At 67.0% G+C, this 15,380-nt stretch carries 15 protein-coding genes; 10 read left to right on the forward strand and 5 right to left on the reverse strand.

What is annotated here, in order from left to right; genetic code table 11:
* Positions 1-356 precede the first annotated feature (356 nt).
* Positions 357-1,121, reverse strand: a complete 765-nt coding sequence (locus tag HTS88_RS22140; RefSeq protein WP_246256076.1) for a hypothetical protein — start codon at positions 1,119-1,121, stop codon at positions 357-359.
* On the opposite strand from HTS88_RS22140, the gene HTS88_RS22145 reads away from it, so the two are divergent.
* The 10 genes from HTS88_RS22145 (at position 1,074) to HTS88_RS07325 (ending at position 10,914) form a co-directional block, all read left to right on the forward strand.
* Positions 1,074-1,985, forward strand: coding sequence for a hypothetical protein (locus HTS88_RS22145; protein ID WP_246256078.1), 912 nt, complete (start codon positions 1,074-1,076; stop codon positions 1,983-1,985). The two genes, HTS88_RS22140 and HTS88_RS22145, sit on opposite strands and share 48 nt — an antisense overlap.
* Positions 1,986-1,988: 3 nt before the next feature.
* Positions 1,989-2,978: an HAD-IIA family hydrolase gene (locus HTS88_RS07285; RefSeq protein ID WP_174176895.1), complete on the forward strand. Its 990-nt coding sequence runs from the start codon at positions 1,989-1,991 to the stop codon at positions 2,976-2,978.
* 9 nt (positions 2,979-2,987) lie between these two features.
* Entirely contained in the window at positions 2,988-3,239 is a 252-nt protein-coding gene (locus HTS88_RS07290) for a hypothetical protein (RefSeq protein WP_174176897.1), read from the forward strand.
* The gene (locus HTS88_RS07295; protein WP_174176899.1) at positions 3,239-4,054 is read left to right on the forward strand and encodes a TlyA family RNA methyltransferase; all 816 of its coding nucleotides are present in this window, start codon (positions 3,239-3,241) and stop codon (positions 4,052-4,054) included. Before HTS88_RS07290 ends, HTS88_RS07295 begins: the two co-directional genes overlap by 1 nt.
* Before the next feature lie 13 nt (positions 4,055-4,067).
* Complete coding sequence (locus HTS88_RS07300; RefSeq protein WP_174176901.1) at positions 4,068-5,093, forward strand: NAD kinase; 1,026 nt, start codon at positions 4,068-4,070, stop codon at positions 5,091-5,093.
* A 4-nt stretch (positions 5,094-5,097) separates the two neighbouring features.
* Positions 5,098-6,837: a DNA repair protein RecN gene (gene recN, locus HTS88_RS07305; protein WP_174176903.1), complete on the forward strand. Its 1,740-nt coding sequence runs from the start codon at positions 5,098-5,100 to the stop codon at positions 6,835-6,837.
* Positions 6,838-6,950: 113 nt separating this feature from the next.
* Positions 6,951-8,720 (forward strand): CTP synthase, encoded by a 1,770-nt coding sequence (gene pyrG / locus HTS88_RS07310; RefSeq protein ID WP_217432310.1) that lies wholly within the window; start codon positions 6,951-6,953, stop codon positions 8,718-8,720.
* Between the two features lie 24 nt (positions 8,721-8,744).
* Positions 8,745-9,407 carry an NUDIX domain-containing protein gene (locus HTS88_RS07315; protein ID WP_174176907.1) on the forward strand — a complete coding sequence of 221 codons (663 nt, stop codon included), beginning with the start codon at positions 8,745-8,747 and terminating at the stop codon, positions 9,405-9,407.
* Positions 9,407-10,432 carry a site-specific tyrosine recombinase XerD gene (gene xerD, locus HTS88_RS07320; RefSeq protein WP_174176909.1) on the forward strand — a complete coding sequence of 342 codons (1,026 nt, stop codon included), beginning with the start codon at positions 9,407-9,409 and terminating at the stop codon, positions 10,430-10,432. The genes HTS88_RS07315 and xerD overlap by 1 nt, the downstream gene beginning before the upstream one ends.
* Positions 10,433-10,434: 2 nt before the next feature.
* Entirely contained in the window at positions 10,435-10,914 is a 480-nt protein-coding gene (locus tag HTS88_RS07325; protein WP_174176911.1) for an 8-oxo-dGTP diphosphatase, read from the forward strand.
* A gap of 90 nt (positions 10,915-11,004) precedes the next feature.
* Here HTS88_RS07325 and HTS88_RS07330 read toward each other — a convergent pair whose 3' ends face one another.
* The 4 genes from HTS88_RS07330 to HTS88_RS07345 are packed head-to-tail and all read right to left on the reverse strand — an operon-like array spanning position 11,005 to position 15,293.
* Positions 11,005-12,156 (reverse strand): bifunctional 2-methylcitrate synthase/citrate synthase, encoded by a 1,152-nt coding sequence (locus HTS88_RS07330; protein WP_174176913.1) that lies wholly within the window; start codon positions 12,154-12,156, stop codon positions 11,005-11,007.
* Positions 12,157-12,215: 59 nt separating this feature from the next.
* Positions 12,216-13,121: a methylisocitrate lyase gene (prpB, locus tag HTS88_RS07335; RefSeq protein WP_174176915.1), complete on the reverse strand. Its 906-nt coding sequence runs from the start codon at positions 13,119-13,121 to the stop codon at positions 12,216-12,218.
* Entirely contained in the window at positions 13,121-14,641 is a 1,521-nt protein-coding gene (locus HTS88_RS07340; RefSeq protein WP_174176917.1) for an MmgE/PrpD family protein, read from the reverse strand. The genes prpB and HTS88_RS07340 overlap by 1 nt, the downstream gene beginning before the upstream one ends.
* The gene (locus HTS88_RS07345; RefSeq protein WP_174176919.1) at positions 14,634-15,293 is read right to left on the reverse strand and encodes a GntR family transcriptional regulator; all 660 of its coding nucleotides are present in this window, start codon (positions 15,291-15,293) and stop codon (positions 14,634-14,636) included. The genes HTS88_RS07340 and HTS88_RS07345 overlap by 8 nt, the downstream gene beginning before the upstream one ends.
* Positions 15,294-15,380 lie beyond the last annotated feature (87 nt).

Genomic DNA, 15,380 nt, shown 5'->3' on the forward strand with positions numbered 1-15,380 from the left:
CATCAAGTGAGAGAGCGTCCCGGGAAACCCCACATCAGGTGAGCGAGCGTGTGAATATTCCCACGATGCGGCCTGCTGGGCTTCGTCCGTGCTGCTCCGCGGGGCGGCTCCTCTAGAATTGATGAAGATGTACGGACTTCGAAGCGCTTGATTTCGGGTTGCGTAGGAAACGAAACACGGATACGAGCGGCTGCAGTTGCGCCAGTGGTCGGCTCATAACAGGAGGAATCCACATGGCTGAGCACAACGGCGGCAACCGCGGCGGAAATGACCGCGGCGGATTCCGCGGCAACAACAATTCAGGCGGAGACCCCAGGGGTTTCCGCTCCCGCGGCAACCGCGACGGCGGCGAGTCCTCAGGACGTCCCTCCGGTGGCGGCGAGCGAAAGCCGTTTGGCGATCGAGACCGCAAGCCCTTCGGTGATCGTCCGCGTCGCGATGGCGAAGGGGATCGTCGTGGTTTCGGTGGTGGTGAGCGGAAGCCGTTCGGTGACCGTGACCGCAAGCCGTATGGCGATCGTGACCAGAAGCCCTTCGGTGATCGTCCGCGTCGTGACGGCGAAGGGGATCGTCGTGGTTTCAGTGGTGGTGAGCGCAAGCCATTTGGCGACCGTGATCGCAAGCCCTTCAGCGGTGGTGGTGAGCGCAAGCCATTTGGCGACCGCGACCGCAAGCCGTATGGCGATCGTGACCAGAAGCCCTTCGGCGACCGTCCGCGTCGTGACGGTGAAGGTGACCGTCGCGGTTTCGGCGGGGGAGAGAACAGGAAGCCGTTCGGTGACCGCAGCGACCGTACCGGCCGCGGCGACCGCCAGGACCGCGCACCGCGGAGTTTCGATCGTGGCCCCAGCCGGGGAGATGCAGGTCCCCGTACCTTTGGCCGGGACCGCCAGGAAGATCGTCCCGTCCGCGAACCCAACGTCCGCGACCTCCGCAGCGCGAACCGTCCGGACCGGGAGAGGTCCCCGCAGATCGACGAGGACGTTACGGGCAAGGAACTCGACCGCGCCACCCAGCACCAGATCAAAACGCTTGAAGCAAAGAGCGCGGAATGGGTCGCCCGCCACCTTGTGATGGCCGGCCGGCTTATCGATGAAGAACCGGAACTCGCCTTCCAGCACGCCCTCGCCGCAAGCCGCCGCGGCGGCAGGCTGGCGGCCGTCCGCGAAGCCGTGGGCCTGACCGCTTACGCAGCTGGCCATTACGGCGAAGCCCTCCGCGAATTCCGCACCTACCGGCGTATCAGCGGTTCCAACGTCCACCTTCCGGTCATGGCTGACTGCGAGCGTGGACTGGGGCGCCCTGACCGCGCCCTTGACGTAGCCAGGTCCGAGGAAGCCCAGGACCTGGACGCTCCCGGTAAAGCAGAACTCGCCATTGTGGCAGCAGGTGCCAGGACCGACCTGGGGCAGCTGGATGCGGCGGTAGCCGAACTGGAAATCCCGCAGCTGGACATCAACCGGGCGTTCTCCTACAGCCCCCGGCTGTTCCGTGCGTACGCTGACGCCCTCGCCGGCGTGGGCCGCGACGATGAAGCCGAGAAGTGGCGGAAGCAGGCCGTGGTTGCCGAAAACGCGCTGGGCCAGGGCGTAGACGAAGAGCCCGACATCATTGACCTCGGCTGGGATGAGGAGGAAGAGGCAAAGGAGGAAGCAGAGCGCCGCCGCCTTCTCGACCGCGCATCACAGGCATCCGAGGCTGCCCCCAAAACCGCATCCAGCGCCGGCGCCGCAACCGCCCCCGCTGCAGACCTGCACGCCGCCGAACTGCACGCCGCCGAACTGCACGCCGCCGAGCCGCAGGACGCCAGCATCGACGACCAGGAAGCTGACTACTTCGTTTCCGACGACGCCGAGTCGGACGAGGATTCGGTGGAACGGGACGAGCTGGAGTCCGCTGAAGCCCCGGAAAGCGGCGCTGCCGACGAACACGACGATTCGTCCGCTGCGGGGTACCAGGACCAGCAGGACCGCCGGGAAGACTGACGAATGGCCGACGTTCCCCTGATTTCCCTGTTCGATGCCCTCCTGGCAGACCTGGACGGCGTGGTTTACGCCGGTCCGCACGCCATTCCGGGTGCCATTGAGTCGCTGAAGCAGCTCTCCGGCATCGGCGTAGGCCTGGGATACGTGACCAACAACGCGTCGCGCTCCCCGGGCCAGGTTGCTGCCCACCTCCGCGAGCTCGGGGCGCCCGCCGAAGACAACCAGGTGGTGAGCTCCTCACAGGCCGCCGCGGACCTGCTCGCGTCCCTGCTGGCTCCCGGCTCCCGGGTGCTCATCACGGGAAGCCCTGCCCTCGCCGCCGAAATCGAACTCGTCGGGCTTGCCCCCGTGTACAGCCAGGACGAGGGGCCGGTGGCGGTTGTCCAGGGCTTCAACCCCGAGATCGGATGGAAAGACCTTGCCGAAGCCACGTACGTGGTGAACGCCGGAGCCTTGTGGGTGGCCACCAACACGGACATGTCCATACCGCAGGCCCGCGGCATCGCGCCCGGAAACGGCACACTGGTCTCGGCGGTGGCAGCCGCAACAGGGCAGACACCCCGCGTGGCCGGCAAACCCGAAGCGCCGCTCTTCCACTCCGCAGCCAAGCGGCTCGGGGCAGAACGCCCGCTGGTGGTGGGGGACCGGCTGGACACCGACATCCTGGGCGGAAACAACGCCGGCTTCGCCACCGTGGCGGTACTGACCGGCGTCGACACCCGCCAGACCATCCTGGCCGCCCGCGCCGCCGAACGCCCGGACTACATCATCAGCAACCTGGCGGACCTGCACCAGCCGTACCCTGACGTGACGCACCACGACGGCACGTACGCCTGCGGCACAGCCACAGCGCGGGTGGCGAACGGTGCGGTGGGCATCATTGGCAGCCAGGACAACCTGGACTCCTGGCGCGCCGCGTGCGCAGCGTGGTGGGCGGCGACGCCAGACGCCTCCACCCCGCAGGCTCCCGAGCTGGTGTGGCTGGATCACTAGACTGGTGGAATGACTGAGCTGACCGAACCGGAATCCGCAGCAGCCCAGCCAACCCCGGACTGGCCCGGCATCAGCGATGCGGGAGTGACGGACCCCGTGGTGGCACAGGCGCTGGCCCGGCTGGAGGCACTGCCGCAGGTCCCGGTGTCCGACCACGAAAACGTCTACAACGAACTCCACGACGAACTGCTGGCCGCGCTGAACAGCGTTCCCGGCAACAGCGCGCCCACGAGCGCGGATCCGACGGACGGTGCCGCCTGATGCCGGTACGCCTCGACCAGGCTTTGGTGGCCCGGGGGCTTGCAAGGTCCCGGACGCACGCAGCCGCCTTGATTGCCGAAGGCAAAGTCACGTCAGCAGGACAGGTCCTGGCCAAGGCGTCCCTCCAGGTGGACGAGGACAGGCCCCTGGACGTCGAACATGACGAGCGGGACACCTACGTGAGCCGGGCCGGACATAAACTTGCCGGCGCGCTTGACGCTTTTCCCGGCATCACACCGGACGGCAAAAGGTGCCTCGACGCCGGTGCCTCCACCGGCGGCTTCACCGACGTCCTGCTGCGGCGCGGTGCGGCGCACGTGGTGGCGGTCGACGTCGGGCACGGCCAGCTGGTGCAGCGGCTGCGGGAAGATCCCCGCGTGGACGTCCACGAGGGATTGAACGTCAGGTACATGTCGCCCGCGGACATCGGGGGCGCCGCGGAACTCACCGTGGCAGACCTGTCCTTCATCTCCCTCACCCTGGTGGTCCAGCCGCTGGCACTGTGCACCGAACCCGGCGGGGACCTGGTGCTGATGGTGAAGCCGCAGTTCGAGATCGGCAAGGACCGGCTGGGACGGACAGGGGTTGTCACCTCCGAGCGGGAACGCCGCCTGGCGGTGGAGAAAGTGGCCAGGGCAGCGCTCGACGCCGGGCTGGACCTCTGCGGCCTGGCGGTCAGTCCGCTGCCGGGCCAGGACGGAAACGTTGAATACTTCCTGTGGATAAAACGCAGGATCAGCCAAGACTTGCCTAAGATCGAAGAGCGGGAGGCAGCGGCTGCTGCCTTGCTCGGACGAATCTGGCCGAACCACTAGAGAGCGGAACCTGATGAGCAGGCGTGTACTGGTCCTCGCCCATACCGGCCGCGAGGACTCGCTGAAGGCCGCCTGGGAGGCGTGCGCCCTCCTGCACGCCTCGGGCATCGTGCCGGTCATGCAGGAATCCGAACTTGCAGACATGGAACGGTTCTTCGGACACCTGGCCCAGCCCGTGGAGGTCCTCCACGACCATGTCCAGCTGCCGGATGTTGAACTGGTGATGATCCTTGGCGGCGACGGCACCATCCTGCGCGCAGCTGAACTGGTCCGGGAGGTGGACGTGCCGCTGCTGGGCGTCAACCTTGGCCATGTGGGCTTCCTTGCCGAAAGCGAGCGGGCGGACCTTGCCCAGACCGTCGAGTGGATCGCCAGCCGCGAGTACACGGTGGAAGAGCGGATGACCATTGACGTCCAGGTGTGGGTCCGCGGCCAGAAGATCTGGCACACGTGGGCGCTGAACGAAGCGGCCATCGAGAAGGCCAACCGCGAACGCATGCTTGAGGTCGTGACCGAAGTGGACGAACGTCCCCTCACCTCCTTTGGCTGCGACGGCATCGTCCTGGCCACCCCCACCGGCTCCACGGCCTATGGTTTTTCGGCCGGCGGGCCCGTGGTGTGGCCCGAAGTGGAGGCACTGGTCATCGTCCCCATCAGCGCCCACGCACTCTTCGCCAAACCGCTGGTGGTCTCGCCGCGTTCCAGGCTGGCTGTTGAGGTCCTGGGCCGGACGGATGCCCAGGGCGTCCTGTGGTGTGATGGCAGGCGGTCCGTGGACCTGCCGCCCGGTGCCAGGGTGGAAGTCACCAAATCAGCAACCCCCGTGAGGCTCGCCCGCACCCACCAGACGCCGTTTTCGGCCCGCCTGGTCCGCAAGTTCGAGCTTCCGATCCACGGCTGGCGGGGACCTGTGCCCAAGGCGGACGCCATCCACACCGGCCCCATACCCGTCGTCCGGACACCGCGGCCCATGCCGCCGCTCCAGGTGCCGCCGGCCGGCCAGCCCGACATTGACTCCGATCCGTCCACCGCAAAGTGAAGCCATGCTTGAAGAACTGAGAATCCGCGATCTTGGCGTCATCACTGACGCAACGCTGCCGCTGGGGCCGGGCCTGAGCGTGGTGACCGGCGAGACCGGCGCCGGCAAGACCATGGTGGTCACCGCCGTCGGCCTGCTCCTGGGCGCGCGTTCCGATGCCGGAGCCGTCAGGAGCGGCGCAAAGAGCGCCACGGCCGAGGCCGTGCTGAAGCTCGACGCCGGCCACCCCGCGATTGCCAGGGCATTGGAGGCGGGGGCGGATACGGAAGAGGTCGATGGCGGCGCGGAGCTGATCCTTGCCCGTCGCCTTGGCTCCGACGGCCGCAGCCGTGCCTTCCTGGGCGGCAGGGCCGCGCCGGTGGGTGTCCTGGCCGAAATCGGCGAGACCCTGGTGGTGGTCCACGGCCAGTCGGACCAGATCCGGCTCAAGGGAGCGGCCGCCCAGCGGGGCGCCCTGGACAAGTTCGCCGGTGAAGCACTGGCCGGTCCGCTGGCCGCCTACCAGGAGCTCTACAACCACTGGAAGTCCAGCCAGGCCGAGCTGGACGGCCTCCGCAGCGCTGCGCGTGACAGGCTGCGTGAGGCCGAATCCCTGCAAAGCGCCCTCGCCGAAATCGATGAGGTTGATCCGCAGCCGGGGGAGGACGAAGTCCTCAAAGCCGAAGCGGTGAAACTTGCCAACGTCGAGGAGCTTCGCATCGCCGCGAGCACGGCCCACCAGGCGCTCATCGCCGAGGACTTCGGTGAAGAGGGGGACGCCACCACCCTCGTTGACGCTGCCAAGCGGACGCTGGAACACGTGGCCGAGCACGACGCCGAGCTGGGGTCCGCCGCCTCGCGGCTGGCCGAGGTGGGCTTCCTGCTGAACGACATCGCCACCGAGCTGGCCAGCTACCAGGCTGGGCTGGACACGGAAGGACCCGAACGGCTCGCGGAGATCGAGGACCGCCGTGCCGTGCTGGCCAAACTGGTCCGCAAATACGCTCCCACCATCGACGAGGTGTTGGTCTGGGCGGAGAACGCCCGCGTGCGCTTCGATGAACTGCAGGACGATTCCACCCGGATCGAAAAGCTGGACGCCGAAGTGGTCCAGGCGGAGGCAGACCTGAAGAAGCAGGCCGCGGCCATCAGCAGGATCAGGGCCAAGGCAGCGAAGGACCTCTCGGCCCGGGTCAGCGCGGAGCTTAAGGCGCTGGCCATGGCTGATGCCACGCTGGTCATCAACCTCGAGCCCGGTGGCCAGCTCGGGCCGCACGGCGCGGACGAGATCAGCTTCCTGCTGCAGCCGCACTCCGGGGCCCCCGCCCGGCCCCTCGGCAAGGGCGCCTCCGGCGGTGAACTGTCCCGCGTCATGCTCGCCATCGAAGTGGTGCTGGCAGCCGTGGACCCGGTCCCGACGTTCGTCTTCGACGAGGTGGACGCCGGCGTGGGCGGCCGCGCCGCCGTCGAAATCGGCCGCAGGCTCGCCATGCTGGCCCGCCACGTCCAGGTGCTGGTAGTCACCCACCTGCCGCAGGTGGCCGCTTTCGCGGACCAGCACATCACCGTCACCAAGACTTCCGTCCGGGGAGCCGACGGCGGAACCGCCACCGGGTTCACATCCAGTGATGTCCGCCTCCTCGACGGCCCCGAAAGGGTCCGCGAACTGGCCCGCATGCTGGCCGGCCAGGAGGATTCGGAGTCGGCGCAGGCGCACGCCCAGGAACTGCTGGACGACGCAAAACTCCTGCCCCAGGGGGCCTGAGGGCGGGTTCGGCCGGGGCTCCGCGGGCGGGCCGCCCCTTGATCGGCGGCCGGCACAGGGGCAAACTTGAACGTTTGGGGAACAGTGCCGGCGATCCGTGGAAGGCTCAAATGATGATAGGCTCGAATTCCGTGGTGCAGCGATCAAATTCCCGTGTAAATTCCCGGTTCCCGGGCTCATCCAAGACGACCAAACACATCTTCGTAACCGGTGGTGTGGCGTCCTCGCTCGGTAAGGGACTGACGGCATCCAGCCTTGGTCACCTCCTGCGCGCACGCGGCCTGTCTGTGACCATGCAGAAGCTCGATCCGTACCTGAACGTGGATCCGGGCACCATGAACCCCTTCCAGCACGGCGAGGTCTTCGTCACCGACGACGGCGCCGAGACGGACCTGGATATCGGACACTACGAGCGCTTCCTGGACGAAAACCTGGAAGGTTCAGCGAATGTGACCACGGGGCAGGTGTACTCAACTGTCATCGCGAAGGAACGCCGCGGCGAGTACCTCGGCGACACCGTCCAGGTCATCCCGCACATCACCGATGAGATCAAGCGCCGCATGCGCCTGCCGGCCGAGGGCAAGAATGCCCCGGACGTTATCATCACCGAAATTGGCGGCACCGTGGGCGACATCGAATCCCAGCCGTTCCTCGAATCGGCCCGCCAGGTGCGCCAGGACATCGGCCGCACTAACGTGTTCTTCCTCCACGTCTCCCTGGTCCCCTACATCGGGCCGTCCCAGGAGCTGAAGACCAAGCCAACCCAGCACTCCGTGGCAGCCCTGCGGTCCATCGGTATCCAGCCTGAGGCGATCGTTATCCGCTCGGACCGCGAAGTGCCCGAAGCCATGCGGGAAAAGATCGGCCGGATGTGCGACGTCGATATCGATGCCGTGGTGAACGCCGCCGATGCCCCCAGCATCTACGACATCCCCAAGACCCTCCACACGCAGGGCCTGGACTCCTACATCGTGCGTGCCCTGGACCTGCCCTTCAAGGACGTGGACTGGACAAGCTGGGACAAGCTCCTCGAGGCCGTGCACAACCCCAAGCACGAGGTCGAGATCGCGCTGGTGGGCAAGTACATCGACCTTCCCGACGCCTACCTGTCGGTGACCGAGGCCCTGCGTGCCGGCGGCTTTGCCAACGACACCAAGGTCAAGATCCGCTGGGTTCCCTCGGACGAGTGCGAAACCCGCGAGGGCGCCGTCAAGGCGCTCGACGGCGTCGACGCCATCTGCGTTCCGGGCGGCTTCGGCATCCGCGGACTTGAAGGCAAGCTCGGCGCCCTGAAGTTCGCCCGCGAAACCAAGCTGCCGGTCCTGGGACTCTGCCTGGGCCTGCAGTGCATGGTCATCGAATACGCCCGCAACGTGGTGGGGCTCGAAGGTGCCTCGTCCAGCGAATTCGAGCCCGACTCCAAGTACCCGGTCATTGCCACCATGGAAGAGCAGCTGGAGTTCGTCGAAGGCCGCGGCGACCTCGGCGGCACCATGCGCCTGGGCCTCTACGAAGCAAAGCTCGACCCCGGATCCGTCATCGCTGAGACGTACGGCAAGACCACCGTCAGCGAACGCCACCGCCACCGCTACGAGGTCAACAACAAGTACCGCGACCAGATCGCAGCCGAAGGCCTGGTGTTCTCCGGCACGTCCCCGGACGGCAAGCTCGTTGAATTCGTCGAACTGCCTGCGGACGTCCACCCGTACTACGTGGCCACCCAGGCTCACCCCGAGCTGAGCTCACGCCCCACCCGGCCGCACCCGCTGTTCGCCGGCCTGGTCAAGGCAGCCCTGAAGCACCAGGGGGGCCCCGACACGGCTGCCACCGCGGATGCCGGCGCTGCCGACGCCCTGCAGTCCGGTACGGTAGCCGCTAAGTAGTTCCAACAGAAAAAGGACGGCGCGATGCCCGGTACACCTGAAGCCACCCCTGCTGCGAAGCAGGTTTCGGATGAACCGAGCCCGCGCCGTCTTTTGTCTACCGAGAAGGTCTACAAAGGCCGGATCTGGGACGTGGTCAGCGACAGCTTCCAGCTGCAGGAAACCGGAGAAGCACTTACCCGCGACTACATCGACCACCCCGGCGCGGTGGCCGTCCTGCCCATGAACGCCGCCGGGGAGATCCTCCTCCTCAGGCAGTACCGCCATCCGGTGGGCATGGATCTTTGGGAGATCCCCGCCGGCCTGCTGGACGTTGAGGGTGAGGACTTCGTGGTGGGGGCCGCCCGGGAACTGGCCGAGGAAGCGGACCTCGCCGCGGGTACCTGGAACGTCCTGGCGGATTTCTTCAATTCCCCGGGCTCCTCCAGCGAGGCCATCAGGATCTACCTGGCCCGGGACCTGGCAGACATACCCCATCACGAACGCCACGAGCGGACGGATGAGGAAGCCGAGATCGAGTTCCACTGGATCAGCCTGGACGACGCCGTGGACTCCGTCCTGGCCGGCCGGCTCCACAACCCGTCCGCCGTCGTCGGAATCCTGGCCGCCGCTGCCGCACGCGCCGGAGGGTACCAGGGGCTTCGGCCGGCCGATGCACCCTGGCCGGCGCACCCCAGCCAGCGCTGATGGTTCCGCCTCCCTCCACCGAACTGGCCTCCGCAGACCCGGTCCCCGCCGAGGCAGCCCGTGCAGAGCCGGCCAGGGATGCCGCCCCGCCCACGGCCATCGACCGCGGCATCACCGACTACCTGCAGCACATGGGAGTGGAGCGCGGCCTGGCGGCCAACACCCTCTCCGCCTACCGGCGGGACCTCACCCGCTATGCCCGCTACCTCTCGGCGGCGGGCTGCGCGCGCCCGGAGGACATCACCCGCCACCACGTCACGGGATACGTCCGGGCACTGGCTGACGGGTCCGACGGCGGTTCCACCCTGGGCGTCAGGTCCGCCGCCAGGACCGTGGTGGCCGTCCGCGGACTCCACAAGTTCTGGGCTTTGGAAGGCTTCACGCCCACGGACCCCGCCAGCGAAGTCCACCCGCCCATGCCCGGGAAGCGGCTGCCGAAAGCCATCAGCGTGGATGAAGTCACACGGATCCTCGAAGCGGCGGGAACGGACACGGCAACAGGGCTGCGCGACCGCGCCCTCCTTGAGTTCCTGTACTCCACCGGAGCAAGGATCAGCGAGGCCGTAGGCCTGGACGTTGACGACATCTCGCTGGATGCTGAGGCGTCCGGCCCGGCCATCGTGCGGCTCTTCGGCAAGGGTTCCAAGGAGCGGCTCGTGCCCCTCGGCTCCTACGGTGCCAGGGCCCTGGAAGCATACCTGGTGCGGGGCCGTCCGCTGCTGGCAGCCAAGGGAAAAGGCACCCCGGCGCTGTTCCTGAACGCCCGCGGCGGCCGGATCAGCCGGCAGAGCGCCTGGACCATCCTGAAGGCGGCGGCCGAAAAGGCGAACATCACCAAGGACGTTTCCCCCCACACCCTCCGGCACTCCTTTGCCACCCACCTGCTCGAAGGCGGCGCGGACGTCCGCGTGGTCCAGGAGCTGCTGGGCCACGCCTCGGTGACCACCACGCAGGTGTACACCCTGGTCACTGCCGAAACCCTGCGGGAGATCTACGCCGCCGCGCATCCCCGGGCGCTGGGCTGAGCATGGCTGCTGCGGTTTCCCTGTGCTTCCTGCTCCGCGAGGTTGACGGCGTATCCCAGGTGCTGCTGGGGCTGAAGAAGACAGGGTTTGGGCGCGGAAAGATCGTGGGCATCGGCGGCCACGTGGAACCGGGCGAGAGCGACGCGGAGGCAGCGATCCGCGAGGTGCGGGAGGAAGCGGACGTCGGGCTCCGCCACGAGGACCTTCGGGACGCCGGGGTCATCCGGTTCGTGTTCCCTGCCAAGCCGGAATGGGACATGCGCACGAGGCTGTTCACAGCGGTGCGCTGGGACGGCGAGCCCACCGAAAGCCTTGAGATCGCCCCGGCCTGGTTTGAGACCGCAGCCCTGCCCGTTGAGCGGATGTGGCAGGATGCCGACCACTGGCTGCCGGTGGTGCTGGAAGGCGGGAAGGTCAACATCGTTGTGACCATGGACTACGACAATGAGGCCGTTGCCTCCTCCGAGAGCCTCCTCTTCTGAAAACTTCGGGAAAACGACGGCGGCCGGGCCCGCAAGGTGACCTGGCCGCCGTCGCGCCTTCCGGCTGGGGCGCCCTGCCCCGCACCAGCCTTAGGACAGGTGCCGCTCCTCCGGGCCGACGTATTCGCTCAGCGGACGGATCAGCGAGTTGGAGTCCAGCTGCTCCATGATGTGCGCCGTCCAGCCCGTGATCCGGCTGGCGACGAACAGGGGAGTGAACGTCTCGGTGTCAAAGCCCATGAGGTGGTAGGTGGGCCCCGCCGGATAGTCGAGGTTGGGCTTGATGGCCTTGGCCTCGTCCATGGCAGTCTCGAGGCCCTGGTACAGGCCCAGGAGTTCAGGCCGGCCGTAGTGCGCGATCATCTTGTCCAGGGCCGCCTTCATGGTGGGCACCCGGGAATCGCCGTGCTTGTACACCCGGTGTCCGAACCCCATCACCTTCTTCTTGTGGGCCAGGGCGTCCTCCATCCAGGCTTTGGCGCGCGCTGCCGCTTCTTCCAGCGATTCCTCCGGCCGGATGCCGATCTCATCGAAGGTGTGCATGACGGCCTCGTTCGCGCCGCCATGCAGCGGGCCTTTCAGGGCCCCGATGGCGCCCGTGACCGCTGAATGCAGGTCCGAGAGCGTGGAGGTGATGACCCGTGCCGTGAAGGTCGAGGCGTTAAAGCTGTGTTCGGCGTAAAGGATCATGGAAACGTTGAAGGCCTCCACCACTTCCGGCACCTGTTCCTCACCGAAGGCCATCCACAGGAAGTTGGCCGAGTAGCCCAGGTCGTCCCGGGGCGCTACCGGTTCAACGGGGCGTCCCGCCGCGTGCCGCCGGCGCTGGTCGTAGGCCACCACGGCCGGCATCGCTGCGAACAGGTCCACGGCCTTTGCCATGTTGGCTTCCCGCGACGAATCACCGGTCAGCGGATGCCTGGCACCCATCACAGAGGCTGCCGTCCGGCAGACATCCATGGGGTGGGCGCTGGTGGGCAGGGCATCGACTACCTGCTTGACCACTGGGTCCAAAGCCCGCCCGGCCCGCTCCCGCGCTGTGAATTCGGCCAGCTGGTCCGCGGTGGGCAGCTCCCCGTTCCAGAGCAGGTACGCGACTTCCTCAAAGCTGCACCGCGCCGCGAGCTCCTGGACCGGGTAGCCACGGTACAGCAGCGAGTTGGTGTCCGGGTTGACCTTCGAGACGGACGTGTAGTCCACTACGACGCCGGCGAGACCTTTTTTGATGTCCTGTTCAGCCATGCTGAAACTCCCTTGTTCCTGTCGCCTTTCGGATGCCGGCCGCGGCCGGCGGTGGTCCTTTAGTGCTTTCCGGGGACCTGGAAATTGAAGACCCCGGTGTCAAAACGGTTGTAGGCCTCGTAGTCCACGAGGTCGTACAGCCGCGCCCGGGTCAGCATGCTGCCGACCTGTGCCTCCTGCGTTCCCTCAGCCTTGATCGAGTCCAGCGTACGCTCAGCAGCGCCCATGGCACTACGGAGCAGGGTGACCGGATAAATCACCATGTTCACGCCCACAGCTGCCAGCTGGTCCACCGTGAAGAGGTCGCTCTTTCCAAACTCCGTCATGTTGGCCAGGATGGGCACGTCCACGGCATCGCGGATGGCCTGGAACTCGTCCAGGGTGGCCATGGCTTCCGGGAAAACAGCGTCTGCGCCGGCGTCCACGAGTGCTTTTGCCCGGTCCTGTGCCGCCGCCAGTCCATCCGTGGCGCGGATGTCGGTGCGGGCCATGATCAGGAAGTTGGGGTCGCGGCGGGCGTCCGCAGCAGCGCGGATGCGTTTGGTGGCGGTGTCCAGGTCCACGACGTTCTTGCCGTCGAGGTGGCCGCAGCGCTTGGGGTTGAACTGGTCTTCGATGTGCAGTCCGGCGAGGCCGGCGTTCTCGAGTTCCTGCACGGTGCGGGCAACGTTCATTGGTTCGCCGAAGCCGGTGTCCGCATCCACGATGGCGGGCAGGTCCGTCATGCGGGCGATCTGTCCTGCGCGGGTGGCCACTTCGGTGAGGGTGGTCAGTCCGATGTCCGGCAGGCCGAGGTCGTTGGCCAGCACTGCACCGGAGATATAAACCCCGGCGAAGCCCTTCTCCTCGATCAGCCGGGCGGAAAGGGGGTTGAACGCGCCGGGGAACTGCTGGATGGTTCCGGAGGCCAGGAGCTCCCGGAACCGGATCCGCTTCTGCTCCGGCGTGGTCCTGGAATACAGCATCAGAACAGTCCCTTGGGTGCGGCGGCGAAGTCGATAACGCCGGGGGCAGCGGTGATGTTCAGCTGGTCCAGCTCACCGGCGGAAAGTTCCGGCAGCCGCTCGGCGGCGGCCAGGAACCGTTCAATCTCGGCTTCCTCCACCAGCCCCGCGGCGAGGGTGCGGAACTTGTTGACGTACTGGTCCCGTCCGAACGGCCTGGCGCCCAGCGGGTGGGCATCAGCCACGGCAATGTCGTCCTTGATGACCGATCCGTCCGTCAGGGTGATCTCAACGGAACCGCCGAAGGCCTTCTCTGCAATGTTGAGGGAGTGGTAGCGGCGGGTCCACTCAGGGTCTTCCTCGGTGCTGACCTTCTGCCACAGGTCCACCGTGTCCGGCCGTCCGGCACGTTCGGGGGAGTAGGAGTCCACGTGGTGCCAGGCGCCATCCTGCAGGGCCACCGTGAAGATGTAGGGGATGGAGTGGTCCAGCGTCTCCCGGCTGGCCTTGGGATCGTACTTCTGCGGATCGTTGGCGCCGGAGCCGATGACGTAGTGCGTGTGGTGGCTCGTCCTGATCAGGACGGACTTCACGTTGGCCGGGTCCGTGGCTTCGGGATGTTCACGGTTCAGTTTCCGGGCCAGGTCAATCCAGGCCTGCGCCTGGTACTCGGCGGAGTGTTCCTTGGTGTAGGTGTCCAGGATGGCGCGCTTTGCTTCCCCGGCCTCCGGCAGCGGCACCATGTAGGAGGCATCCGGGCCGTCCAGCATCCAGGCGATGACGCCGTCTTCACCTTCGTAGATGGGCACCGGAGAGGTCTGTCCGCGCATGGCCCGGTCTGCGGCCTCGACGGCCATCTTTCCGGCGAACGCCGGGGCGTGCGCCTTCCAGGTGGAGATCTCGCCCTTGCGGGACTGCCTGGTTGCCGTGGTGGTGTGCAGGGCCTGGCCGACGGACTGGAAAATGGTCTCGACGTCGAGACCCAGGAGTGTGCCGATGCCTGCGGCTGCCGACGGGCCAAGGTGCGCCACGTGGTCGATCTTGTGCTTGTGCAGGCAGATTGCCTTGACCAGGTTCACCTGGATTTCGTACCCGGTGGTGATGCCGCGGATGAGGTCCTGTCCGCTGGCACCGGTGTGCTGGGCAACGGCAAGGATGGGCGGGATGTTGTCGCCCGGATGCGAGTAGTCGGCGGCCAGGAACGTGTCGTGGTAATCCAGTTCCCGCACGGCAACCCCGTTGGCCCACGCCGCCCATTCCGGTGACACGCGCTCGCCGATGCCGAAAACCTTGGCGCCCTGGCCACCGGTGCTGGGGCCGTGCGCCAGGGCCTGGGCGCGGGCAGCCACAATCGGCCCGCGGTTCAGGGAGGCGATGGCCACCGAGGCGTTGTCGATGACACGGTTGACCACCATGTCGGCCACCTCGGGCGTTACCGCGACGGGGTCGGTGGCAACCTTGGCGATCTTGTAGGCGAGCTGTTCCTCGCGGGGCAGGTTTTCCTCGCTCCTGTAAACCCGGACGTGGTGTTCCTTAACCATGGTGCTCCTTGTGGTGGGGTGTATGCGTGTTCTTGACGTGCGTAAGGCTTCGGTGCAGGTGGAGGATGGTGGCGGCTTCGGCCAGCCGGGGGTTGCGGGCGGCGATCGCTTCGGCGATGGCTGCGTGCTCTGCTGCTGCGGCCGTGAGCCGCTGCGCATCGTCGGCTGCCAGGCGGCGTACGCGCACCAGGTGCACCCGCAGGCCGCGCATGGCCTGCGCCAGGTAGGAGTTGGAGACGGCGGCATCGATGGCGGCGTCGAGGCGTCCGGCCAGATCGTAGTAGGCATGCCTGCCGGGGTCGCTGCCGTCAATGAGGGCGGGGGCTTCGAGGAGCTCCTTGTGGAGCTGGAGGAAAACACCGGGATCACCGCGTTCGGCTGCCAGCGCCGCGGCTTTGCTTTCGAGGGTTTCGCGGAGCTCGAAGAGTTCGTCGATGTCATCGAGCGAAACGTCGGTGACGACGACGCCGCGGCTGCCGGCCGTCGTCGTCAGCCCTTCGGCGGTGAGCCGGCTCAGCGCCTCCCGCAGTGGAGTGCGCGAGACACCAAGCCGTTCGGACTGTTCCACCTCAGCAAGCACCGTGCCCGGCAGGAGGCGCCACTCGGTGATGTCTTCGCGGAGGGCGGCGTAGGCCCGGTCACTGGCGCGCATCGTTGCCTCCTTCGGTCTTGGACTCCTCCCAGTGTATACATGGGGCTCCAATTTGCCAATGAACGGCAGCTAAAACGTGGAATAGCC

The sequence above is a fragment of the Pseudarthrobacter oxydans genome, assembly GCF_013314975.1.
Lineage (GTDB): Bacteria > Actinomycetota > Actinomycetes > Actinomycetales > Micrococcaceae > Arthrobacter > Arthrobacter oxydans.